20 protein-coding genes and 2 pseudogenes are annotated in these 24,555 nt (G+C 61.6%); 3 read left to right on the forward strand and 19 right to left on the reverse strand.

Annotated elements, in window-relative coordinates; translation table 11 throughout:
• Positions 1-16: 16 nt before the first annotated feature.
• The 3 genes from phnY to FJ970_RS25680 all read right to left on the reverse strand — a co-directional run bounded on the left by phnY (position 17) and on the right by FJ970_RS25680 (position 4,140).
• Positions 17-1,474 (reverse strand): phosphonoacetaldehyde dehydrogenase, encoded by a 1,458-nt coding sequence (gene phnY, locus FJ970_RS25670; RefSeq protein ID WP_140762545.1) that lies wholly within the window; start codon positions 1,472-1,474, stop codon positions 17-19.
• Positions 1,475-1,659: 185 nt separating this feature from the next.
• Entirely contained in the window at positions 1,660-2,916 is a 1,257-nt protein-coding gene (phnA, locus tag FJ970_RS25675; RefSeq protein WP_140762543.1) for a phosphonoacetate hydrolase, read from the reverse strand.
• Positions 2,917-2,940: 24 nt separating this feature from the next.
• Complete coding sequence (locus FJ970_RS25680) at positions 2,941-4,140, reverse strand: 2-aminoethylphosphonate--pyruvate transaminase (RefSeq protein WP_140762540.1); 1,200 nt, start codon at positions 4,138-4,140, stop codon at positions 2,941-2,943.
• A 259-nt stretch (positions 4,141-4,399) separates the two neighbouring features.
• Here FJ970_RS25680 and FJ970_RS25685 point away from each other — a divergent pair, with 259 nt between their 5' ends.
• Positions 4,400-5,269 (forward strand): LysR substrate-binding domain-containing protein, encoded by an 870-nt coding sequence (locus FJ970_RS25685; protein WP_140607447.1) that lies wholly within the window; start codon positions 4,400-4,402, stop codon positions 5,267-5,269.
• Between the two features lie 50 nt (positions 5,270-5,319).
• Here the strand turns inward: FJ970_RS25685 and FJ970_RS25690 are convergent, their stop codons facing one another.
• Both FJ970_RS25690 and FJ970_RS25695 read right to left on the reverse strand, forming a co-directional pair.
• Entirely contained in the window at positions 5,320-7,797 is a 2,478-nt protein-coding gene (locus tag FJ970_RS25690) for a GcvT family protein (protein ID WP_140762537.1), read from the reverse strand.
• A gap of 84 nt (positions 7,798-7,881) precedes the next feature.
• A complete protein-coding gene (locus FJ970_RS25695; protein WP_140762534.1) occupies positions 7,882-8,670 on the reverse strand; it encodes a DeoR/GlpR family DNA-binding transcription regulator in 789 nt (262 codons plus the stop codon).
• Between the two features lie 444 nt (positions 8,671-9,114).
• Here FJ970_RS25695 and FJ970_RS25700 point away from each other — a divergent pair, with 444 nt between their 5' ends.
• Positions 9,115-10,113, forward strand: coding sequence for an IS110 family transposase (locus FJ970_RS25700; RefSeq protein WP_265336197.1), 999 nt, complete (start codon positions 9,115-9,117; stop codon positions 10,111-10,113).
• A 486-nt stretch (positions 10,114-10,599) separates the two neighbouring features.
• Here the strand turns inward: FJ970_RS25700 and FJ970_RS25705 are convergent, their stop codons facing one another.
• From FJ970_RS25705 to FJ970_RS25730, 6 genes are all read right to left on the reverse strand, one after another.
• A complete protein-coding gene (locus FJ970_RS25705) occupies positions 10,600-11,160 on the reverse strand; it encodes a helix-turn-helix transcriptional regulator (RefSeq protein WP_321575697.1) in 561 nt (186 codons plus the stop codon).
• Positions 11,115-12,368, reverse strand: a complete 1,254-nt coding sequence (locus tag FJ970_RS25710) for a CapA family protein (protein WP_140765286.1) — start codon at positions 12,366-12,368, stop codon at positions 11,115-11,117. Before FJ970_RS25710 ends, FJ970_RS25705 begins: the two co-directional genes overlap by 46 nt.
• A 46-nt stretch (positions 12,369-12,414) precedes the next feature.
• Positions 12,415-13,263 (reverse strand): transporter substrate-binding domain-containing protein, encoded by an 849-nt coding sequence (locus tag FJ970_RS25715; protein ID WP_140765284.1) that lies wholly within the window; start codon positions 13,261-13,263, stop codon positions 12,415-12,417.
• A gap of 49 nt (positions 13,264-13,312) precedes the next feature.
• The gene (locus FJ970_RS25720) at positions 13,313-14,062 is read right to left on the reverse strand and encodes an ABC transporter permease (protein WP_140765282.1); all 750 of its coding nucleotides are present in this window, start codon (positions 14,060-14,062) and stop codon (positions 13,313-13,315) included.
• A gap of 12 nt (positions 14,063-14,074) precedes the next feature.
• Positions 14,075-14,734, reverse strand: a complete 660-nt coding sequence (locus FJ970_RS25725; RefSeq protein ID WP_140765280.1) for an ABC transporter permease subunit — start codon at positions 14,732-14,734, stop codon at positions 14,075-14,077.
• Positions 14,735-15,105: 371 nt separating this feature from the next.
• Positions 15,106-15,324: a helix-turn-helix domain-containing protein gene (locus FJ970_RS25730; protein ID WP_140765278.1), complete on the reverse strand. Its 219-nt coding sequence runs from the start codon at positions 15,322-15,324 to the stop codon at positions 15,106-15,108.
• Positions 15,325-15,548: 224 nt separating this feature from the next.
• Here FJ970_RS25730 and FJ970_RS25735 point away from each other — a divergent pair, with 224 nt between their 5' ends.
• On the forward strand, positions 15,549-16,514 hold the full coding sequence (locus FJ970_RS25735) for a LysR family transcriptional regulator (protein ID WP_140765276.1): 966 nt from the start codon (positions 15,549-15,551) through the stop codon (positions 16,512-16,514).
• Between the two features lie 10 nt (positions 16,515-16,524).
• Here FJ970_RS25735 and FJ970_RS25740 read toward each other — a convergent pair whose 3' ends face one another.
• From FJ970_RS25740 to trbE, 8 genes and pseudogenes are all read right to left on the reverse strand, one after another.
• Positions 16,525-16,749, reverse strand: a complete 225-nt coding sequence (locus FJ970_RS25740; RefSeq protein WP_140765274.1) for a DUF2274 domain-containing protein — start codon at positions 16,747-16,749, stop codon at positions 16,525-16,527.
• Position 16,750: 1 nt separating this feature from the next.
• A pseudogene (locus FJ970_RS25745) lies at positions 16,751-17,894 on the reverse strand (TrbI/VirB10 family protein).
• Positions 17,891-18,951 (reverse strand): annotated as a pseudogene (gene trbG / locus FJ970_RS25750) (P-type conjugative transfer protein TrbG). The pseudogenes FJ970_RS25745 and trbG overlap by 4 nt, the downstream one beginning before the upstream one ends.
• The gene (gene trbF / locus FJ970_RS25755; RefSeq protein ID WP_140765272.1) at positions 18,948-19,637 is read right to left on the reverse strand and encodes a conjugal transfer protein TrbF; all 690 of its coding nucleotides are present in this window, start codon (positions 19,635-19,637) and stop codon (positions 18,948-18,950) included. Before trbF ends, trbG begins: the two are co-directional and overlap by 4 nt.
• 3 nt (positions 19,638-19,640) lie before the next feature.
• A complete protein-coding gene (trbL, locus tag FJ970_RS25760) occupies positions 19,641-21,017 on the reverse strand; it encodes a P-type conjugative transfer protein TrbL (protein WP_140765270.1) in 1,377 nt (458 codons plus the stop codon).
• 2 nt (positions 21,018-21,019) lie between these two features.
• Complete coding sequence (gene trbK-alt / locus FJ970_RS25765; protein ID WP_140765268.1) at positions 21,020-21,325, reverse strand: putative entry exclusion protein TrbK-alt; 306 nt, start codon at positions 21,323-21,325, stop codon at positions 21,020-21,022.
• A gap of 10 nt (positions 21,326-21,335) precedes the next feature.
• Positions 21,336-22,094 (reverse strand): P-type conjugative transfer protein TrbJ, encoded by a 759-nt coding sequence (gene trbJ, locus FJ970_RS25770; RefSeq protein ID WP_140765266.1) that lies wholly within the window; start codon positions 22,092-22,094, stop codon positions 21,336-21,338.
• A complete protein-coding gene (trbE, locus tag FJ970_RS25775; RefSeq protein ID WP_140765264.1) occupies positions 22,091-24,547 on the reverse strand; it encodes a conjugal transfer protein TrbE in 2,457 nt (818 codons plus the stop codon). The genes trbJ and trbE overlap by 4 nt, the downstream gene beginning before the upstream one ends.
• Positions 24,548-24,555: the final 8 nt, after the last annotated feature.

Genomic DNA, 24,555 nt, shown 5'->3' on the forward strand with positions numbered 1-24,555 from the left:
CGTCAGTCGCGCCCGGTCATGACCAGGGCAGCGAAAACGTCTTCACATTGGTATAGCTCTTCATCGCCTCGATGACGCCTTCCTTGTAGCCATTACCTGAATCCTTGATGCCGCCGAAGGGCGACATCTCGATGCGGTAGCCCGGCACTTCCCAGATGTTGACCGTGCCGACCTGCAGGCCGGCGATGTATTTCTGCATGCGGGGAAACGAGTTGGTGCAGACGCCCGACGACAGGCCAAAGGCGGTCGAGTTGGACAGCGCGATCAGTGCCTCGTCATCGTCCGGCGCGCGCACGATCGGGATGATCGGCCCGAAGGTCTCTTCCATAACCAGTTCGGATGTGTGCGATACGCGGTCGATGACGATCGGCGGCAACAGCGCGCCCTGGCGGCCCGGATTGTAAAGGATTTCAGCCCCCTGCTCCGCAGCCATGTGGACGCGGGCTTCGAACAATGCCGCCGCCTTCTCGTGCACGACGGTGCCAAGGTCGGTCGAGCGGTCCATCGGGTCGCCGAAGCGGATTTTCTTCGCCCGCTCCAGCACCAGCGGCACGAAGCGATCGGCGACGCTCTCCTGGACCAGGATGCGCTTGACCGCCGTGCAGCGCTGGCCGGAGTTTTTGGTAGCACCCGCCACGGCGAGATCGGCGGCCTTGGCCAGATCCTCGTCGGAGAGATCGTTGAGGATGATCAGCGGATCGTTGCCGCCGAGTTCCAGTACCTGACGCTTGTAGCCCGCGGTGCGCGCGATCATCTTGCCAACCGGCACGCCGCCGGTGAAGGTGATGAGATCGATGTTGTCGTTGGAGATCATCTCGTTGCCGATATCGGCCGGCCAGCCGGTCACAACAGACAGCATTTCCGGCGGCAGGCCGGCTTCGTAAAGGATGTCGGCCAACAGCAACGCCGTCATCGGCGTCAGTTCGGTCGGCTTCACCACAACGCAATTGTTGGTGGCGATGGCAGGGGCCACCTTGTGTGAGACCATGTTGAGGGGATGGTTGAACGGCGTGATCGCCGAGATCGCCTTCAAGGGCTCGCGCGTGGTGAAGATCTTGCGCGCCTTGCCATGCGGAGTGAGGTCGCAGGAGAATATCTGGCCATCATCCTGGATGCACATCTGCGCCGAAAGCGTGAACACGTCATAGGCGCGGCCGACTTCGTAGAGCGAGTCGGTCTTGGAGATGCCGAGCTCGAGCGTAATCAGATCGGATATTTCTTCCCGGCGCGACGCCAGCGCTTCCGCTGTGCGGAACAGGATCTGCTGGCGCTCGTAGCGCGTCAGCTTCGACTTGTAGCCGGCGGCGATCTCGAACGCCTGGCGGGCATGCTCGGCACGGCCGGCCGGAACTGTGCCGATGACGGTGTCGTTCCAGGGGTAACGAACCTCGACCACGCTGTCGGCATCGACTTTCTTGCCGGCAATGCGCATCGGCTCGTGGCGAACTTTGATGGCAGGGTCAAGCTTGGTCATGTCGGTGTTTCCGGGCGCTCAGAGGGCCGTGTTGATTTTTCGGAGGCAGCGGCATCGCGCCTCGGCAATGGCTTCACCCACTCCGTCGCTTTGCGGCGCCACCTCCCCCCTCCGGAGGGAGAGGAAGGGAGCCAGGGCTGTCGAACTCGAAGCTCGATGGAGTGGGGGTCGACATCTGGCTCAGCCTAAGCCAGCGCCGCCGCCATGGTCGCGTAGTAGAAAGCGTCGAAGTTGCGCAGCGTGGGTTCGTTCGGCAGGTCCGGCAGCACGCGGTTGACGATGAACGGCACTTCCTGCTCGGTCAGTCCGCCATGCGAGCGCAGCGGCTCGTTCAGCGCCGCGAGATCATGGCGGTGTTCGCTGGTGCCGATCGTCTTGTTCTTGGTCGAAACCAGCACGATGTCGCCGATGCGGTCAGCCGGCAGCTCGAAACGCTCGCAGGCATCAGGGCTGTCGACGACTAGCATGATGCCGTCGATCTTGGCCAACCGTGCCATGATGTCGGCCTGGTCGGCGCCATCAGGCAGATAGGCGGTGGCAAAGGAGCCGAGCGCGCCATGGTGCACGACATAGGGGTCGGTGATCGGCAGTATGACGCGCGCGGCGTCCTTGCCCAGCCATTCGTCGAGCAAGTCCTGGACGTAAACAACGTCGGGCGAACCGTCCTGCTTGTGCTTGGGCTTCATGCCATGGTCGGCGGTGACGACGATCGCGGCGCCCAGCGCATCGAGCTCGGTCAGGTACTTGTCGAACATCTCGTAGAAGGCGTTGGCCTGGGGCACACCCGGTGCGTATTTGTGCTGCACATAATCGGTCGTCGTCAGGTACATGACGTCGGGGCGGAATTCCTTGAGCAGCTGGACGCCGGCGGCGAAGACGAATTCCGACAATTCGGCCGAATAGACCTCCGGCACCGGCAGGCCGAAATGCTTCGAGGCATTGTCGATGCCGTGCTCGGCCACGGTGGTGGTGTCCGACTTTTCGGCCGAGAAGCACAGCGCGCGGCCCTCGCCGAAGGCGAGGCCCTTGCCGAGCAGCGCACGCAGCTTGTCCTTGGCGGTGACCACGGCGACCTTGGCGCCGGCATCGTAGAAGGCCTGAAAAATGGTCGGCGCGCGCAGGAAGCGCGGGTCGTTCATCATCACTTCCTTGCCGGTCTCGCGCTCGTAGAGATAGTTGCCGCAGATGCCGTGCACCGATGGCGGGCGACCGGTGGCGATCGACAGGTTGTTGGGATTGGTGAAGCTCGGAATGACCGAGTGGGCAAAGCGCACCGTGCCCTTCTCCTTGATCCTGACCAGGGCCGGCATCAACCCGGCTTTGATCGCCTCGTCGAGATAGGCCGGCTCGCAGCCATCAAGGCAAATGGCGATGGCCGGCACGCGCGGCCAAGCGTAGGTGCGGCCGTTGACCGCGACGTTGATCGGAGACATCTGGTTCATCTGGTATCCTCGAAATCGGCCGCTTCAGGCGGCGAGTTTGGCACGCTCGGCGATTGCCGCGGCGGGTGGAGCGGCGGTGTCGACGCCCATTTCATCAAGCGATTGCGCCGCCGCCTCGACGACGCGGCGCATGACATGCTCGTCCATCTGGCCGATGCAGCCGACGCGGAAGGAATCCACGACCGTCAGCTTGCCGGGATAGATGATGAAGCCCTTGTCCTTCATCAACTCATAGAAGCGATCGAAGGCGAAGTTAGTGTGAGCGGGGTTGAAGAAGGTGACGATGATCGGCGACAGCCAGCGGTCCCGAAGCAGCGTCTCGAAGCCGAGTTCGCGCATGCCCGCCACCATGACGTCGCGGTTCCTGACATAACGGGCACCGCGGCCGGCGACGCCGCCTTCGGCCTCGTGCTGGCGCAAGGCTTCAAGGAAGGCGGCGACGACATGCGTCGGCGGCGTGTAGCGCCACTGGCCGGTCTTGTTCATGTGCGCCCATTGCGCGTGGACGTCGAGCGACAGCGAGTGGCTGCGCCCCTTGGCGGCTTCCAACTCGCTCTTGCGGGCGATGATGAAGCCGAAGCCTGGCACGCCCTCGATGCATTTATTGGCGGACGAGACCATTGCCTCGTAGCGGATCTCGTTGACGTCGAGCGCGACGGCGCCGAACGCGCTCATGGAATCGACGAGCAGCTTGCGACCCTTGGCATGGACGGCCTCGGCGATCTCTGCGACCGGGTTCAAAATGCCGGAGCTGGTCTCGCAATGAATGGCGATGACATGCGTGATCGCAGGATCGGCCTCGAGGGCGGCCGCCACCTCATCACCGCGCGGCGGCAAGTAGTCGCCCTTGTCGATCAGTGTATAGGCGCGGCCAAGATACTGCATGGTCTGTGCGGCACGCAGGCCGTAGGCGCCGTTGGCCAGCACCAGTACCTTGCCATCCCTGGGCACGAACGAGCCCAGCATCGCCTCGACGCAGAACGAGCCGCTGCCTTGCATCGGCACGCAGTCGAACTCGCCTTTCGCGTCGCCGGTCAGCGCCAGCAGGCGGCGGCGCATGTCTGATGTCATGGCGCGGAAGTCGCCGTCCCACGATCCCCAATCGCGCAGCATCGCCTGCTTGACCGAATAGGCCGTGGTGAGCGGCCCGGGGGTCAAAAGATAAGGCTCTCCCAGGGCCGGCCTGGCCAGCGGCTCCGCGGCAAATTTCGTCTCGGCGAGCATGATGTCCTCCGACAGGTCTTTTGATGTGGCGCCATTGTTGGCCCAGACGACATATTTGTAAAATCGTTATTTTGTATCGATGTATCGATTGGAACGATAGACGCTGAGCGTATGGGCTTAGGCTGCATGCTGCTCATGACGCGGTTGTGAAACATAGGAAGTTCATCCCAGGCATCAGAGGAATCGTTTATTCCTGCCTTTTGACTACCGAGGCTTATGATAAAGTGCAGGCGACTTCGCGACCCGAAAGGCACACAGGATGCGCTACGTTCAGCTGCGAGCCTTTCATCAGGTGGCGATCTCCGGTGGGTTTTCGCGGGCGGCCGAAGCGCTGTTCCTGACCCAGCCGGCGATATCGGACCAGGTGCGCAAGCTCGAGGAAGAGTATGACGTCCTGCTGTTCAACCGGAACAAGAAGCAGGTTACGCTGACCCATTCCGGCCAGAAACTGCTCGAAATAACCCACCGCATGTTCGATACCGAGCAGCAGGCGCTCGAACTCCTGACCGAGTCACGCGCCCTGCGTTCCGGTACGCTGCGCATCGTGGCCGATGCAGCGCACCATCTGCTTCACATCCTCGGCAGCTTCCGGGCCCGCTATCCTGGCGTGCAGGTTTCGGTGCGCGCCGGCAACACCGAGACTGTGATCAGCAGCCTCTACAGCTACGATGCCGACATCGGCGTGCTGGGCGAAGTGCCTGCCGGGCGCGACTTCGAGGTGCTGAAACTGAACTCGACGCCGATCATCGCCTTCACCTCGATCGACCATCCGCTGTCGGGGAAGAAATCGCTGACGCTCAAACAGCTGGCGCAGGAATCACTGGTCATGCGCGAGCGTGGCTCGAAGACGCGCCAGAAGCTGGAAGACCTGGCCGCTGCGTCGAAGGTCGAGCTCAGGCCGGTCATCGAGGCCGAGGGCCGCGAGGCCGTGCGCGAGATCGTCGCCTCGGGCGCCGGCATCGGCTTTGTCTCGGCGGCCGAATTCGGCCAGGATTCGCGGCTCGTGCCGATCACAATCGACGCGCCCGAGACCTTGATGGACGAGGCGCTGATCTGCCTGCGCGAGCGCAGCGGCGGCAAGCTGGTGCGCGCCTTTCTCGACATGGCGCGCTCGATGTCGGCGGATTAGTTGAGCATGATCTCGTCCGAAAACCGGTTCCCACTTTTCGGGATAATGCTTTAGGCCGCGACCTTGATCTCCACCGCATCGGCTTTCACCCGCTCCGACCTCGGGTCATAGGGGCTGCGCAGATGCGCCGTGGCGGTGTGGCGCACACCGGCCAGATCGATCTCGAAATGACCGCTGCTCAGGAACGAGGCGTCGACGCCCGCTTCGTGCTCGATCAGCCCGAGCGCCACCGAACGGCCTAGCGTATGGCCATAAGCGGCCGAGCGGACCTCGCCGACCGGTCTGCCGTCGCGCAGGATCAATTCGCCGCCCCACAGCATCGGCTCGGCATCGTCTGTTGTGAACAGCACGATGCGCCTGGCCGGTGCCGACGAGGGTTTCGCGGCGGCGAGCGCATCACGCCCGATGAAGCCGCCCGGCTTGTCCATCGCGACGGCAAAGCCAAGCCCCGCCTGCCACGGGTTGATGTCGGGCGTCAGTTCGCGGCCCCAAGCGCGAAAACCCTTCTCGATGCGTAGGGCATCAAGCGCGTAGTAGCCGGCGTCGATCAGACCGGACTCCCTGCCGGCTTCATGCAGCGCCTCGTAGACTCCGACGGCGAATTCGGTCGGCACGATCAGTTCCCAGCCGAGCTCACCGACATAGGTCATGCGATTGGCATAGGCGGTGGCATAGCCGATATCGATTTCGCGGATGGTGGCGAAGGGGAAGCCAGTGTTGGAAAAATCCGCCGATGACAGTTTGCCCAAGAGGTCGCGCGAACGCGGCCCCATCAAGGCGAGCACGGCATAGGCGGAGGTGACGTCGGTCAGGACGGCATGCGCGCCCGCCGGGATGTTCTTGACGATCCAGTCGGCGTCGTGGACTGCCTGCGCGGAACCGGTGACGATGAGGAACTTTTCCGCGCCCAACCGCATCACGGTGAGATCGCTTTCGTAACCGCCGCGCACGTTGAGCACGCCCGTGTAGACCGACGTGCCGATCGGCACATCGATGTCGCCGGCGCATATGCGGCTCAGCACGACACAGGCGTCGCGGCCCTGGACAAGAAGCTTGGCGAAGGAGGTCTGGTCGAAGACAGCGACGGCTTCACGCGTCGCCTTCATCTCGCGCCGCACCGCCTCGTGCCAATTCTGGCGGCCGAAGGCATAGTCGTTCTCGGCCTTCTCTCCTGGTGCCGCGAACCAATTGGCGCGCTCCCAGCCCATCTTGGAGCCGAAGCAGGCACCCTTGGCAGCAAGCCGGTCGTAAAGCGGAGAGCGGCGGAAGGGCCGCGCGCTGTCCAATTCGCGGTTCGGCCACGGCATGGCGTAATGAAGGCCGAGCGTCTCCTTGACGCGGTCATGCAGCCAGCGCGGATTGTTGTTGAACGAGGCGAAGCGCCTGATGTCGACCGGCCATAAATCCATGGTCGGCGCGCCGTTGACGATCCACTCGGCCAGCGCCTTGCCGGCGCCCCCGGCACTGGCAATGCCCATCGAATTGAAACCGGCGCCGACATAGAAATTCTTTAACTCCGGCGCCTCGCCGAGGAGGAAATTGTTGTCAGGCGTGAAGCTCTCGGGACCGTTGTAGAATTTCTTGACTTCGGCCTGCGCCAGCTGCGGCACGCGTACCAGCGCGTTTTCCATCAGGATCTCGAACTGATCCCAGTCGTCAGGCAGCAGCGCGAATTCGAAATTTTCGGGAATGCCGTTCATGCCCCACGGCTTGGCATGCGGCTCGAAGCCGCCCATGACCAGGCCGCCAACCTCTTCCTTGAAGTAGATGAAGCCATCGGGGTCGCGCATGACGGGCAGATCCGGATGCACGCCTTCTATCCGGCTGGTGACGATGTACATATGCTCGGCCGAATGCAGCGGCACCGAGACGCCGCACATCAGCCCGACCTTGCGCGCCCATTGGCCGGCGCAATTGACGACGATCTCGGCGGCGACGTCGCCATGGTCGGTCTCGACACCGCAGGCGACGCCGTTCCTGACATTGATGCCGATGACCTTGACCCGCTCGAATATCTTGGCGCCACCATGGCGCGCGCCCTTGGCAAGCGATTGCGTGAGATCGGTCGGATTGGCCTTGCCGTCTCCGGGCAGCCAGACGGCGCCGACGAGGTCGTCGACAGCCATGACCGGCCACAGCTCGGCGGCTTCGCGGGGCGAAATGACATCGATCTCGACCCCTTGGGCACGCGCCGACGCGGCCGTGCGTTTTAACACCGTCATGCGGTCGGCAGTGCGCGCCACCGACAGCGAGCCGCAATTCTTCCAGCCCGTGGCAAGACCGGTCTCGGCCTCCAGTTCGCTGTAGAGCTGCGTGGAATATCGGATCAGGCTGGTCATGTTGGAATGGCTGCGCAGCTGGCCGACAAGACCAGCCGCGTGCCATGTGGTGCCGCCGCTGAGCTGCCCCTGCTCGAGCAGCACCACATCGCTCCAGCCCAGTTTGGTCAGATGATAGGCGACCGAACAACCGATGATGCCGCCGCCGACGATGACGATTCGAGCCTGAGTCGGGAATTCCTGCGCCACGATGAAACGATCTCCCAAAGGTGATGGGGGTCAACATAACTAAAGGGGCACAGATATCAACACAAAATGCAACAAATAATCACATTAAGTGCCGACTATGAGCTTTGGCCCTTTGCGCTCCAGCGCCTCGATGGTGGAGGAGGGCGGCGGTACATCCACGATGACGCCTGCCGCCAGTTCGAAGCGTGGAATGCGCAGCGGCGTCAGACGCCCGAATTTCGAATTGTCGAGCACGAAATAAGCCTTACTGGCCGTGGCCACCATGCGCGAGCGCTGCTCGGCGCCGTTGCGCGTGAAGTCGGTGACCTCGCCGTCAGGCGACAGCCCGCCGCCACCAAGAAATGCTACGTCAACGCGAAAGCGGCTGATCGCCTCCAGCGCATCGATACCGATGGCCGCTTCTTCGGCCGGGTCGATCTCACCGCCAAGCATATGAACGCGCACATTGGGCTGGCGACACATATGCAGCGCGATCGACAAGCTGGTCGTGCAGATCGTCAGGCTTTGCCGGCGGTCCAGAGCGTGCGCAACGGCGAGTGTGGTGGTGCCTGAATCGAGGAAGACCACCATGCCATCCTCAACTAGGCCGGCCGCGGTCCGACCAATCGCGGCCTTGCCGGCCGCATTCTCCTGGCTGCGTTCGTTGAGCGCCGGTTCGGTCGCCTCGAACAGCGTGGCCCCGCCATGGACGATGTCGAGCTGACCTCGATCGGCCAGATGTTTCAGGTCGCGGCGGATCGTCTCCCGCGACACGTGGAAGAAATTGGCCAGATCGGTGATCCCGACCGAGCCGACTGCAGCGAGACGTCTCAGGATTTCATCGTGGCGGCGCGGCGCAAGTGCGCGCCCCGCTGCAGATTGCGATACCGACATGGCGCCACTTTGACGGAGGGACGGCCATGTTGCAAGATGTGGCGTTGCGCGCGAGTTACCTTCGGGGCGGATGCTGCCGAATGTTCCATCACAATGCCATACACGTCCGCGCACTGGTGGATCGGCTCCCCAAAGCAATAGCCTGGTCGTGTTTCGGCCGCAACGATGGTATTCTGTAACAAGCAGTCGATCGTTATCGGACCGACGTCACCAGGGCTTCGATGACACCGTGATGGCGAGGCTTCCGACTGAACGTCAGAATTCCACACTGCCTTTTTATGCGACATGGGGTAATTGCGGGAGCGAAGCCCCATGAAACCAATCCCAAATGGGAGGTGGCTGCTCCCCCGATAAGATGGACGTACGGGCTCACGATTCGCACGGGCCCAGGCAACTATCGGAGAGAGCAGCCATGGATGATTTTATATCGGCCTTGATGTCTCGATGAAAGAGACGGCAATCTCAATTCGACGCGCCGGCGCCCGCGTCTGGCGGGGCAAATGTGCTTCTGATCCGAAGCTCATTGCCGAGCTTGTTCACAAGCGCGCGCCGGACGTGAAACGCGTCGTGTTCGAAACCGGCCCCCTGTCGGTATGGTTCTATCATGCGCTTCGCGCTGAGGGGTTGCCGGCAATCTGCATCGATGCACGTCATGCCAAGGCTGCGCTCGATATGGCGCCCAATAAAACCGATGCCAACGACGCGGATGGTTTGGCGCATCTGGCGGAGGTGGGCTTCTATCGTGAAGTACGCGTCAAGGGATTCGACAGCATGCTGACCCGCACGCTGGTCGGGGCCCGCGCCCGCCTGGTTCGCATGACCACTGAGCTGTCCAACCAGATCCGCGGGCTCATGAAGACCTTCGGCATAATCGTGCCGGCGGGCAAGGGGAACATGTTCGAGAGGCATGTCCAACGCCTCCTTGCGGACCAAGAGCAACTGGCTCCTGTTATCCTGCCACTGCTGAAAGCGTGGTGCAGCCTTCGCATGCGCGCTGCCGATCTCGCCCGTCAACTCATTGTGGATGCGCGCCAAAGCGAGACCTGTAAAATTCTCATGTCGATCCCCGGCGTCGGTGTGACTGTTGCAACGTCCTTTGCGGCGGCCATCGAAGATCCGAGCAACTTCAAGACATCTCGCTCCGTCGGTGCCTGGCTCGGCCTGACAACCCGCCGCTACCAATCGGGCGAGATTGATTATGATGGTCACATCTCGAGGCGGGGCGATCCTCGTTTGCGCACCCTTCTTTACGAAGCTGCGACGGTCATGCTGACCCGCAGTTCGGCTGCCAGTTGCCTGCGGACATGGGGGCTCAAACTCAAGGAAAGGGTTGGCTTCAAACGTGCTGCTGTAGCCGTTGCGCGCAAATTAGCTGTGACGATGCTCGCAATGCTCAAGACCAGTGCATACTTCGATCGGCAACTCGGAGGAGTCGCAGCATGAGATTTTTGTGAATAGCGTTCAACATCCGAGCGCTTGAGACGTCCCTGCCGGGACGTGGGCAGAGTCATTCCGCCTCGAAAGTTGCACGCTGATTGAGTGGCGTGCGTATGCGACATTGGAAGGCTCCTCCCGCGAAGCCCCATCGTGCGGCGACTCCTGTCGACCGCGTAGACAACCATGCACCGGCAGCGCCGTCGAAACGCCTAAAAGACGGTTGACGACCCCATCGCAATTAGACAACTTTCGAGGTACAAAGGGCGAACCTGGAGTGGCGGCTTTTGTGTTTCGTCGTCAACACCTCCGGGCCAGTCGGCGACGGTCGGCCATTGTATATGGTTGGAAGGGGGGTCGTTTACTGCCCGGCAGCAGCGATCCGGAAACGGCGTCTTCACCGAGCAGCGAAAAGATCACATTCACCGGCGCCCTTGGCGCAATTTTGGCGCGATGGCGATGAGTCTTTCCGCACCCAGCCTTCGCTGTCATTCGTCATTGAGGGACGGTCAATTCTTCCCCGATCGCAGTGATCAGGGCAGATAACCTGGCGCGTACCCGTGGAGGCAGTAGTATGAAACGTAAGATCAGCCGCTGACCTTCTGAGCTGGCAATGAAGCCAATGCGCTCATCGGGTGGCAGAGGGGAAGCCTCACAGTCGGTCTCGCCATCCTCCGAAAGACCTTCGAAAAAGCGACTGGCGGGGACGCCCAGCGACTTGCCAATCTCGTAGATCATGGACGCACTGACGCGATTCCTTGCGTTCTCGTATTTTTGTAGCTGTTGGACGCTGACGCCTATCGAGCGGGCAAGCTGAGCCTGCGATACGTCCGACAGTACTCGAACTGCCGCGATCTGTCTGCCGACGTGAAGATCAGCAGGGTGAGGGTCACGCCCGATCTTTGGCTTTGGCGCTACACTAAAAGGGCTCGAGCGTTTCGGGTTCAACAATGCTTTCGATGCTCCAAAAGACCATTCTCCGTGCATGGCCTTAGGTTTCTGGGTAATCGTCAGCCAAATTTGCGTGCAGGCGGCACAATTATTCTGCCGGAGCATCCGGACGTTTCGATCCCTATACCGAAAGCACGCGAGCGGCTTGCGAAACCCTCGAGAATATCTCGCGCCACGTGTCCGCCGGCGGGAACGGGAACCAATCCGCCTGTTTCGGATCCGTGGCGCCGATTTGCCTCGCCGATCACGACGGGCAAAAAGTCTATGGCTTCGAGGGTTCCGTTCGCATCGTAGCGGCAAGCGGCGACAAGGCTTTGCCAGACTTCCGGAGGATCCCATTCGCCCTCATCCGGATGGACGTGAAAGAGGAAATTTCCGAGACCGTAGAAGATTGGCGAGCCATTGTAGATTTCAACCGCCTGAAGAACGGGAGCACCGTGGCTTACGAAAAGGTCTGCGCCGGCGTCAATGCATATACGGGCAAAGGCCTGTACCCAGCGCGGCACGTCCTGCCAACCTGGTTCCCAATGGTGGTGGTGCAGATAGGCGATAACAAAATCGCCTTTCGCAGCCGCCTGCCGGATGGCGGACAGTTGAATATCTGCACTTTGCGGATCGATCTCGATCAAGCGGCTGAAGTCAGCGGCTTGGGTGAAAACGGTTCCGTAGAAATTCAGCTCCTTCCCGCTCGCCATCTGGGGCGGATCCTCCGGCTGCGCGTAGTTGGTGATTTCAAGATGCGAGCTTTGCAAGTGATCGCCAAGCCTTGCCAGCCTTCGGAAATGGCCGTTCGGCACCCCGATCTTGCGAACGGTTTTGAGTCGGTTGACGCCAGGTCGAGCCGGACGCGAAGCCGTCCGGTTCTCGGCATACATGTTGGCCGGACCGGGGCCTGCATCCATTGCAAGAAGAGAGACCTGGCGGGCTCCCAGAGTGCGATGGCCGAGTTTCGCGGCATCGGTCTCGTCGATCCCGATCCCAGCATGCAGGAAGCCGCGTGCTTCGACTTCCTCCAACGTCGCGAGAACCCCGCAAGGGCCAAGATCGAATGCGTGGTTGTTGGCCAGAGCAAGCGCGTTGAAACCGACGGCTTGCAATGCGTCCAGCACCTCGGCTGTGGAATAGCCGAAGTACTTGCCCTTGGTCGGCCAACCGCCATGTTTGCCGAGGATCGTCGACTCGAAATTGGTGAAGACGACGTCACCTTGCCGTAAGAAGCGTTCAACCTCAGCGAACCGTTCGTCTTGAACATTGCGGATGTCATGTGTGATTAATGATTGGCCGGTCACGACCGCACAAAATGGATCTTTCATGGAATTTGTCCTGCAGGTGCGAAGGCGGTGTTTGACGATTGTCCGGCTACTGTGAAACGGCCGGAGAAATGTCCATCTTGAACCACTTCAGGCTCAACGCCTTGATCGTGCCATCCTTGGTGGCAGCGTCGAGCGCCGCATTGAACTTGGTGAGTAGCTCTGCATCGTCTTTCCGCATGCCGGCGCCCACACCCGGTCCCCAGAGACCACCGTTCAATTCCGGTCCAAAAAACATCGCAACCGAGGCACCAGGTGCCTCCAAGAAATCGCGCCATGTGAAATAGTCAGCGAGCGCGCCGTCAACGCGCCCTGCGGTAAGGTCGAGCTTCAGGTTGTCGAGGCTATCATAGCTACGAATAGTCACGACATCGCCGAGCAGTTGTTTCACGACAGCCTCCGAATTCGATGACCGCAAGACGCCGATGGCTTTGCCGCTGAGGACCGACCTGAGCCGCTCGATGGTTGCCTTCTCCTTGTCACCAATGGTCGAGAGGTTGACCTTCTGCTTGGTGTCACCGGCGTCGAGCCCAAGCTCCTTGCGCACGATGAATTGATTAAAGCCACTGGCGTAGGGGATCGAGAACGCGATCTGCTGCTTTCGCTTCTCGGTGATCGCCATGCCCGACATGATGACATCATACTTGCCGACGAGCAGCGCCGGGATGATCCCATCCCAATCCTGCGCGACGAACGAGCATGTGAGCTTCATTCGATTACAAAGTTCGCGACCGACATCGACGTCGTACCCGTAGAGCTCGCCATTCGCATCTGTCCCGTCCCAGGGTGGCGAGGCACCCTCGGTGGCGATGGATATCGCGCGTTCACTTTCGGCACCGGCCGGGAGTGCTGCGAGCAAGGACGCGACAGAAATGGCAATAGCCAGGGGCATGCGCATAAGGCACCTCTTTCGTTTGGTTTGGGTGGGAAGCCGTAAGGCTGCGGCGTCACGGCACGGGTGTCGTGATCTCGTGGTCAGGCAAGGCTGGCCGGAACCGCGCCCTGCGTCGTTGCTTCGGCGTGCCGTCGGTCGAAAGCCGTTGCTCCAGAACCTGCGTCGCTTTCACTGCGGCCGAGGTGAGCGCCAGATAAATCGCTCCGGCGACGATGAATATCTCGTAGGGCGCGAACGTGGCCGACACCATCTGGCGGGTCATTCCGGTTATCTCGAGCAGCGTTACCGTGCTTGCCAGAGAGGATCCTTTGATCATGCCCACGACTTCGTTTCCGTAAGCCGGAAGCGAAATCCTGAAAGCGATCGGAAAGGTGACAAGGCGGGCGATCTGCAAGCGTTTCAGGCCAAGCGCCCTGGCGGCTTCCACGACGCCTTTCGGCACAGACTGGAGACCGCGGCACAGTATCTCCGTAGTGTGTGCGGCGCTGTTTAGCGAAAAGGTAAAAAGGGCGCACCAGAAAGGGTCTCGCAGGATCACCCAGAAGATGCTGGCGCGCACGGCCTCAATCTGGCTCAGACCATAATAGAGCAGAAAGAGCTGAACGAGCATGGGCGTTCCACGGAATGCGTAGGTGTAGGCGAGCACCGAGAACGACAGGCTCGGGCGTCCAAACGCACGGGCGAACGCCAGCGGCACTGACAGAAGAAATCCCGCCGTCAGCGACGCGACTGTCAGGGTCAAGGTGAGACCGATGCCCGAGGGCAGAACCAGCAAGGCGTCGATCATCAAGCCGAAGTTCATGAGAGCCCCCTTCTATCGGTCAAAGGCGGGATAGCGCTGCTCCGCCAAGCGGATCGACAGCAAGGTGATCGTCGTCAGGGAGAGATAGAAAGCGGATGCCGCAAGGTAGAAGGTCAACGGCGCGCGCAAGGATCCGGCGCCGATATAGGCAACGCGCATGATATCACTCAGCCCGACGACAGAGACGAGCGCCGTATCCTTGAAAAGCGATATCCAAAGATTGCCATAGGCGGGCAGCGCCAGCCGCAGCATCTGCGGACCAACGATGAGCAGCCACCGCTGCCAAGCATTCAGTCCAAGCGACTTCGCAGCTTCGGTCTGGCCTGCGGGCACAGCCGCGATCGCACCGCGGAAGACTTCGGTCGCATAGCCGCTGAAGACCACAGTGAGCGCGATGACCCCTGCGGTGAAAGCGTTCACCTCTACATACCTGCCAGCGATCTTACTGGCGAATGTGGTTCCACCGAAATATACGAGGAGGATAATGAGGAGCTCTGGAACGCCCCGAACCACGGTCGTGTAAGCCGTCACCACACTTTTGAAACGGGCCGCAGGCGTGCCCTTTGAGATGGCCAACAGCAGACCGACTACGGTGCCGAGCAGTCCGCTGACAAGAGCAAGACTCACGGTAACCATGACGGCGGCAGCAAATTGAGCAGTAAAGCCGCCCATGGCGCTTTTCCATCGGTTCGCAATCTCGCAATATGCGCCGCGTCTTTCAGCGGCACATCTCTGTCTGGTGACCGAAGAATGCGAAATCAACTAAGGGTATCCTGCAATAAATTTCCAGGATTGCCCTCTAAATTACCGGCACTGTTTTTTCATTCAATCTATAATTTTTAACATTCGCTCTATAACGAATGATTATACGAGCGCTCCTTTCTCTCTGGTCCCGAAAGATTAAACGCCATCTCGTTTGCCCGCCTCTGCGCAGCCCGTGGAGGCAATCTCAGCGCTCTCGCGTCGTTGCGTTACGCGCCCTCTGATACCGCCCAGTGGCAGGCATGTGCCGGCCAGAGATATCATCCTCACAGCAGTCTCAGTCACAGCTCATTATCGGGCCGGACAAGCTCAACGTGATCGACGCCAAGAGCTTGTGCCAGCTCAAAAAGCGTAATTACCGTTGGATTCCTGCGACCACGTTCCAGACCGCTGAGATATTGCTGGCTGAAGCCGGAACGCGCTTCCAACTCTTCCTGAGTCAGGCCTTTTTCTCGACGCAGGCGGGCGAAGTTCCGGCCGACCAATTTGCGCATATCCATGCGCCGGAAGATCGCGACTTACATACTTTGAGTTTATCAACTATAATATGTAAATGATTGGCTGAGAGAGATATCAGCCGCGTAGGCCGGCGTGGGTCGCTCAGAGAAGTCGACACAGAGATTGTGTCGACTTCGTCTGCTAGGCCCGCTGCACGGGATCGGTCTCCTCCATCATCTGCCACTCGCTTCGTGGCCGGTGAAGGGTCTCAGCAAAAGGGCGCAAGATGGAGTTGCTGCAGAGCGGCCTGAAGCTCCGACAATTGCAGGTGTTTCGTCAGGTGCTGCGGACCGGATCGACCAGGCGAGCAGCTGCTGCGCTCGGGATAAGCCAACCTGCGGTAAGTCAGCAGGTGAAGCAACTTGAGACCGCGCTCGGTCTCAAACTCTTCGAGAGATTAACCAACCGCATCCTTCCATCGCGGGAGGCTTGGGAACTCCTGCGCAATGTAGAAATAGCCTTGACGTCTCTGGATCGGCTGGAGGCGTCAATTTTTGCAATGAAGAACGATGAGAAACAGCGGATCGCGATTGCCGCCCCCGCCGTCTTCGGATTCGTGACATTGCCAAAGGTCGTGGCGACTATCCGTTCGAAAACGGCTTCGAGTGTCCGGTCAATTTCGGGCAATTATGAGCAGGTGGGTGAGCATATCCTATCTGGGCGGGCAGATCTCGGAATTTCAAGGCTGCCTCTGGATACCCGGCTGTTTGAATGGGCACCAATCGGCTCGGCACGCAACGTGTGCATCTTCCAACGCAACCACCGTTTTTCAAAAAAGACATGTGTCGAGGCGCACGACCTGGCGGGGGAAAAGATCGTCGACATCGACCCTCAGTTTGCATCGCACCAAATGAACTTCAACGCGCTGCGGTTCGCCGGCATTGAGCCGGAAATATTGGTGGAATACGACTCCCATGGTTACGAAGTCGGGTTTGTCTCGGCCGGCCTTGGTGTCTCCATCACCAACGAAATCATTGCCCGTGAATATGCGGCGTTCGAACTGGGGGCAAAGCCGGCGGAGCCATCCGCACTCTACCACTATGTGGCGGTCTGGCAGAAAGGCAGGGTTTTTTCCAGCGCATTGGAAGTCGCTCTCGAGGCGATCCTGTCTGCTTTTCACCCGATAGCGCAAAGCGCACCGACTGTTCTCCCGCTACACGCTGCATCGCGCGGCGCTGATCGTTCTTCATAACCGCTTTGGACTAAGCCTTGCGCTCCTTCTTGGCCTTTGCGAAGCCACGATCCGTGGCGATGAATCGCTCAAGCATGGGCACGATCAGGCGCAGGGGATCAGTAGAAGGGAGCCCAGCTTCTCCTCCAAGAATCTCCGCATATCTGGTCAGGTCGCGATGCAGTCGAGCGGGCAATTCCACCGAGACTTTGACCGGTTTGTTATCGGCAATAGGCGCGAGCTTCAACTTGGCCATTTCAGCCACCGTAAGGTTCGAGGACAAGATCGCGCGTAACGACGACGCGGACAGGAAAACCTGGTCGTATCGTTAGTGTTGGCGCTATTTCGAGCTGACGCTGGACGATCTGCTGACCGACCTGGCTGACACTGTCGGAAGCCCCGTTTCGCAGCGCGCGCACGATGTCGCTCTCCTGACCGGACGAGCCAGCCTCGGCCCCAACACTGAGTATGGTTGAGAGTGCGGCCGCCTTGAACAATTCCCCCCAGTGATAGTCGACGCCATCCTCAAGGCCAGCGTAGCCCTCCCCCGTCCGCGCCTGGCTGGCGCTCCAGAACAATCGAGCGGCCGTCCGGGAAAATCAGCCTGTTCCAGACGAGCAGCACGCGGCGCTGCCCGAAACCGACTCCGCTATCGTACTGGCCAATGACGCGGGTCCCTTGGGGGATAAGAAGCGTCCGACCGGTCGGACTATCGTAGACGTTCTCTGTCACTTGCGCGGTGATTTGGCCGGGGAGGTCGGAACGGATACCTGTGATGAGTGCGGCGGCGATGACGGCTCCGGCCTGGAGCACATAGGGCGACGCCGGAGGCACGACACGGTCCGCCGCGACGGTGCGGCGGTCGGTCGCCGCATTGAGGAACGCAAGCTGGCGATCCTGCGGGGCTTGTCCGGAGGGATTCAGACCGGAGAGGTCTGGTGTAGCGACATTACCCGAAGGCTCGGCTGTAGCCCCAGACCTGGCTTCTGTCTGGAAGAAGACACGCGATGTGCGGGCCGCCTCCTCTTCAGCCCGCCGGCGTTGTTCAGCCTCGTCAACCGTTGGTGTTGGAATGCTCGGCGGCACGACGGCCTGCCCCTTGTTCTGGGCATCTAGTATCGGCCGGCCGAGATCGCCCGGCAGCGGCGGCCCAAGGACGGGGCCGGTGTAGTCGCGTGGCAGGTTGGCGAGCCCATCGGCCGGCTGCCGGTTGGAGGTCGAATAAAGTTCCTCGCCGTGGGTGTCTCTATCGCGCGTCTGAAGCGCATACACCAGCGCGCCTCCGATGCCCAGCGACGCGACGAAGACGACGCCGGCGATCGCCTTGCGCGACAGACGGGTCACGCGCGGCGGCTCGGCGCGAAGTCGCATCGGCGCAGTGGCGGTTTCGTTCTCGGTCATGACTGCTCCCCTCCCCTTTGCCTCGGTGCACTCGTGGCTTTCGACACTGAATTGGGAGTTGGCATCCAAGGCAGTCGATCCATTTTGATCCCGTCGCTTCGGACAATCTGCAGGGTCTGTTGCCGTTTGCCGCTGCCAAGACGCAGTTCGGCCGCACCGAACAGGCGATCGACAATCAGAATGTTTTGGTAGACCCGGCTGTTGACGATTTGGGCTTCGCCGTCAGGACCGATGACGAAGAGCGGCGGCATCTCGCCTTGCACGATCCCGCGCGGAAACTCGATGTAGACGCGTCTGCCGTCGTCATAGACGGCGACCGGCTTCCAGGGCGGCGTGTCACCTGTGAGGCCATAGCGGTAGTTTCGCCCGGCAAGGTCCGGGATCATGGGCCTTGCGGGCATGCTCTGCTGCTGGCTGGCCGGGCCAGTTGGATACGCCCATGCCACTGCCGGCATGTAAGGCTTTTCGCCCGCCCGCAGCTCGATCATGTAGCTGCGGCGGTCGGTGGTGATGACTAGGTTGGTGATGATGTCGGCGCGCGAGGGCTTCACCAGCACATGGACGCGCCGGGTCATGCCCGAGCCGCTCTCGGTATCGCCGATGATCCAGCGCGCGGTGTCGCCCGCCGCGATCGGGCCGCTACCAGTCAGGTTTTCGCCGGGCTCAAGCGCGATGTCCGTAATCTGCCCGGGTGCGGCATAGACCTGGTAGAGCGCCCCTTCGCTCCACGGATAGATCTGGATGGCGTTGTAATAGCCCTCGCGTCGAGGCTGGACGCGCGCGGCCGCGTTGGCGTTCTCGACGCGCGCAGTCGGCGTATCGCCAGCCGCCCCCCAAGCGTTGGTGTCCAGCCCGGTGGAATGTGCGGCGGCTTGGGTTTCTCCTCGGCAGTCCTTGCCGGGACGGATGGCAACGGCGGCACGTAGGCATCATAGGCAATCCGTGGCGGCTTCTGGAGCGTGGCACAGCTCGTGAGCACGAACCCCGAGAGGAACACCGACGCGAGTGCGGATCCACGAACAGCTGGAAATGCGACAGCATGCAGCGCGAGGCTCATTGGCTCATCTCCCGCGACCAGTTGATGGCGTTGACGTAGATGCCGAGCGGGTTCACCCGAAGCCGTTCGGCGTCATGCGGCGGCTGGACCACGATCGTCAGGATCGCGGTCCAGTGTTCCGTAGTGGAGAGCTGACCGTTTTCGTAACGACGCTCGGTCCAGGCGACGCGGAAGGAATCCGCGGAGGCACGGATGACCGAGGAGACCTCGACCGCCACTTGGCTCTTGCCGACTTTGGAAAAGGGTTCGTTCGCACGGGCATAATCATTGAGCGCCGCCGCACCCTGGTCGGTCGTCCATTCATAGGCGCGCAACCAATCTTGGCGAACGATGATCGGATCGGCCGGGATCGATCGAACCTGCTCGACGAAGCGGGCGAGATGCCAGGCGATTTGCGGATCGGTCGGCTTGTAGTCGGCGGTCGCCGGCGCGACCGTCTGCGCCTGTCCGTGCGCATCGACCTGGACTACCCACGGCACGACTGACCCTCGGGCTGACATCCAGACAACCGAGCAGGCGAGCCCAGCCGATAGGATCAGCGATCCGAAGGCCATCGTGCGCCAGTTCCTGGCCTGCACACGAGCAGAGCCGATCCGCTCGTCCCAGACCTGCGCTGCCTTCTGATAAGGCGTCTCCGGCTGAGGGGTCTTGCCGTAGTGAACGGCGGATCGACGAAAGATGTTCATTGGTCATTTGCCTTCGGAGAGAGAAATCGATGTGCCGCTGCCATGGGCTTCACCGGCGCGCACGGCATGCGCTGTGGTCTGGACGCCGTGCGATAGGCGCTGGGATCGCTGAATGCGTTTGGCCCAGTCGGGTGGGCTCTTGGCCGAGCCGCCGGCCTGGCCGTCGCGGCCAAACGACGGATCGTTGGCAGCTCCGGCGGGACCTCCGACGGTCCCCAGGGTCGATGAACCACCGGTGGCCGCAGCGGCCGAATTTGCGCCGGAAGCGAAGCTCGACTTCATCGATTGGCTGGCGCGCGCGGCGGCGCGCTTGAGCGGCGAGGCAGCAGCAGACACACCAGCGCTTGCAACACCGCCCAGCCCGGAGGCGATGCCGGCGGCGCCGGCTTGGCCGGCGGAGCCCAGGGTATAGGCGCTCGACGCACCACCTGCGACGAACGAGCCGCTCCGAGCCGCCAATGGGGCTGCAGACAAAGCAGCCGTTCCGCCCCGCATCGCTAGGCCGGCAGTGCCGCCGGCAACCAGTGCCATGCCGCCTGCCGCGAGCCCTGTTCCGACGGCTGCCCCCGCGCCAAGCTGCGGCCCACCGGAGACAAGACCGTTGGCAATACCTGGGCCGAAGATACCGAGACCAAGCAATGACAGAGCCGCCAGCACGATCGCCATCGCCTGGTCGATCGTGGGGTTCTCCCCGCCAAAACCTTGGGTGAACTCGCTGAAGAGCGTGGAGCCGATACCAATGACGACAGCAAGCACAAGCACCTTGATGCCGGATGAAATGACATTGCCGAGTACGCGTTCGGCCATGAAAGCTGTCTTGCCGAAGAGGCCGAACGGGATGAGCACGAAGCCGGCCAGCGTCGACAGCTTGAATTCGATCAGCGTGACGAAGAGCTGGACGGCCAGGATGAAGAAGGCGAGCAGGACGAGTGCCCAGGCAAACAGCAGGCAGGCGATCTGGATGAAGTTCTCGAAGAAGGACACGTAGCCCATCAGCCCCGAGATCGCCTCGAGCAGCGGTCGTCCCGCATCGAGGCCGGTTTGCGCCACCTTGCCGGGACGAAGCAGGTCCTGGACGGAAAAGCCCGTGCCGCTCGCCTTCAGGCCGAGACCGGAAAAGCTTTCGAAGACGATCTGGGCAAGGCTGTTCCAGTTGGAAATCAGGTAGGCGAAGACGCCAACGAATAGCGTCTTCTTGACCAGCCGCGCGAGAATGTCATCGTCGGTGCCCCAGCTCCAGAAAAGCGCGGCAAGCGTCACGTCGATGACGATCAGGGTGGTGGCGACGAATGCGACTTCGCCGCCGAGCAGACCGAACCCACTGTCAATGTAGCGCGTGAAGGTGGCGAGGAATTGGTCGATGACCCCGGTGTTGCCCATGCCTATCGCGCCTCCGACGAGGTGGCCATCCCGGACGCCGAGCTCGCAAACGGCGTTTTGAGCCCGAGGAACCGGTCACGCTGTTGGGCCCACAAGTGCAGACAAGCGCTGTCGCGCAAAGCAGCCTCACCGAGGGTTTGGCAGCGGCGAAGGCCCTCGCTGAGCGGGTTCGGCGCCAAAGCAGTCAGCGCCTGTGGAGCGACGTTGTCCGGTCTTTTCTCCTTCCGGGTCATCTCGAGCGCGGTCGCCGTGACGGCCACCGCGACGAAGACGACGGCGACGATGCGAGCGAGGGTCCTGCCATCCATGGCCCTGAACTCACTGGTTGAACATCTTGGCATCGCCGGCCTGGTAACCAGAGCCGGGGATCAGGAAGCGGCGACGCTGCTCGCGGCCCTGGTCGGCGGCGGCGGCGCGTTCGGCTTCGGTCAGTGCCTGGGCGCGACCGTTGGCCGCGACAACGGCAGTGAGATCCGCGAGCTGTTGGGCCTGAAGGGCGAGGAGTTGGTTGCCGGCCTGCGTTGCCTGGAGCGCGCCGGCCGCTGATTGGCTGGCGCCGACAAGCGCCGACATCTGCGTGCGATTGGTGTCGATGTTTCCGACGACCCCCGCCTGCACGCGCATGGCGTCCTGAAGACCGCCGACAGTATTCTGCCATCGCGAGCGCGCATCCGTGACGAGTTGTTCATCAGACGCGGAGAGCGAGACACCGCCATATTGCTGCTGGAAGATCTTGTCGACCTGCTGGACGTCGAAGGCGATGTTCCGCGCCTGGCTCAGGAGCTGTTGTGTTCGCTGCACCGATTGCTGCAACTGCTGCACGGAGGAGAAGGGCAGGCTCGCAAGATTACGCCCCTGGTTGATCAGCATCTGGGCTTGGTTCTGCAGCGAGGTGATCTGGTTGGTGATCTGCTGGAGCGATCGCGCCGCCGTCAGCACATTTTGCGAATAGTTGGACGGGTCGAAGACGATGAATGCCCGTGCCGGCGCAGTCGCCATCAGCGAGATCGCAAACGGTGAGGCGAATACGGCGGCGGCCAGCAATACTGCGCGCGCGTGGTTCCCACGACTATTCATGATTGGAGCTCCTTTTCAGCTTGCGTTACGGAAGTGGAGAGGTCGGGAATAAGGTCAGCGGCCCAGCCGGCGTTTCGGGCGCGCAACCAGGCTGCGAGGAAGCCATCGCGTCCGTGTTCGGCGGCGATGCGGGCGATCAGAGACTGATCGGTTTTTGAAGATGCGGCACAAAGCGCTAGCCCAACTTCGGACAGGCCAAGTTCGAAGAGGCGGTTGCCACGCCGGGACTGGCAGTAGTAGTCGCGTTTCGGCGTCGCCCGCGCCAGGATCTCTATCTGGCGGTCGTTGAGGCCGAAGCGGCGATAAATCGCTGTAGTCTGCGGCTCGATCGCGCGCTCGTTGGGCAACAGCAGCCGGGTTGGGCAACTCTCGATGATCGCAGGCGCGATGTTCGAATTGTCGATGTCGGACAGCGACTGGGTGGCAAAGATGACACTGGCGTTTTTCTTGCGCAGCGTCTTCAGCCATTCGCGTAGCTGGCCGGCGAAACCTTCATCGTCAAGGGCGAGCCAGCCCTCGTCGATGATGAGCAAAGTCGGTCGCCCGTCGAGCCTGTCACCGATACGGTGGAAGAGGTAGGAGAGAACCGCAGGTGCTGCTCCAGTACCGACAAGACCCTCGATCTCGAACGCCTGCACGGATGCCGCGCCAAGGTGTTCTGCCTCGGAATCGAGCAACCGGCCGTAGGGACCCCCGATGCAATAGGAGCGGAGGGCTTGCTTCAGATCGTTCGCCTGCAGCAGCACGCTCAGGCCGGTGATGGTGCGCTCTTCGACTGGCGCCGAGGCGAGCGACGTCAGGGCGGTCCAGATATGTTCCTTGGCATCTGGAGTTATGGGAACGCCCTCGCGAGCCAGGATTGCCACGACCCAGTCGGCCGCCCAGGCGCGTTCATAAGTGTCGTGTATGCGGGCAAGTGGTTGGAGGGAGACCGAGGCTTCCGTGCCTTCAGTGAGTTCGCCCCCGAGATCGTGCCAGTCGCCGCCCATGGCAAGTGTAGCGGCGCGGATCGAACCGCCGAAATCGAAGGCAAAGACTTGGCTTCGCGCATAACGGCGGAACTGCAGGGCCATCAGCGCGAGCAGCACCGACTTGCCAGCGCCGGTTGGCCCGACAACGAGGGTATGGCCGACGTCGCCGACATGCAGGGACAACCGGAACGGGGTCGAGCCTTCGGTCTTGCCGTAGAGCAAGGGGGGCGCACCGATGTGCTCGTCCCGTTCCGGCCCCGCCCACACGGCAGAGAGGGGAATCATGTGGGCGAGATTGAGTGTCGAGATGGGCGGCTGGCGGACATTGGCATAAGCATGTCCGGGCAAAGAGCCGAGCCAAGCGTCGACGGCATTGACGGTTTCGACCATGGCCGTGAAGTCTCGACCCTGGATGACTTTCTCAACAAGGCGCAGTTTCTCTTGCGACACGCGTGGATCTTCGTCCCAGACGGTGACGGTCGCAGTGACATAGGCCATGCCCGCCACGTCGGCCCCGAGCTCCTGCAAAGCCATGTCGGCGTCGGCGGATTTGTTGGCGGCGTCGGTGTCCACGAGCACGGAAGCCTCGTTCGTCATGACCTCCTTGAGGATCGCTGCAATGGACTTGCGTTTGGCGAACCATTGCCGCCGTATTCTCGTCAGCAGCTTGGCAGCATCAGTCTTGTCGAGCAGGATTGCGCGCGTCGACCAGCGATAGGGAAAGGCGAGCCGGTTGAGGTCGTCGAGCAGACCCGGCGTGGTCGCGGTCGGGAAGCCGATGATGGTGAGCACGCGAAGATGCTGGTCGCCAAGGCGCGGTTCAAGGCCGCCTGTCAGCGGCTGGTCGGCCAGCAGCGCATCGAGATAGATGGGTGTCTCCGGGACGCGCACCCGATGACGGTTCGTCGAGACAGTCGAGTGCAGGTAGGTCAGCGTCTCGCTGTCGTCGAGCCACCGGCATTCCGGCATGAAGCCGTCGAGCAAGGAGAGCACGCGCTCAGTGCGGTCGACAAAAGCGCGCAGGATTTCGTTGGCATCTATGCCGGACTGTTCGCGCCCCTCGTATAGCCACGTTTCCGCGCGCGCCGCATCCTCCGCCGGTGGCAGGTATAGAAAGCTGACGAAGTAGCTGGAGACGAAGTGAACCCCCTCCTCCTCGAACTCGGCTTTGCGCTCGGCGTCGACCAGCCGAGAGGCCGGGTCTGGAAACTGGCTCTCGGGATAAATCGCTGCCTCGTGCCGCTGCGCCTCGACAAAGATGCTCCAACCCGAACCCAGGCGACGGACGGCGTTGTTGATACGGGAGGCCACCGCGACCAGTTCGGCCGCGACAGCGGACTCGAGATCCGGGCCACGGAACCTGGCGGTTCGCTGAAAGCTCCCATCCTTGTTCAGCACCACCCCCGGTGCGACGAGCGCAACCCATGGCAGGTAGTCGGCAAGACGGCTCACGGTGGGGCGATACTCGGCAAGGTTCATCATGTCCGCAC

Origin of the sequence: Mesorhizobium sp. B2-1-8 (assembly GCF_006442545.2) — a bacterium.
GTDB lineage: Bacteria > Pseudomonadota > Alphaproteobacteria > Rhizobiales > Rhizobiaceae > Mesorhizobium.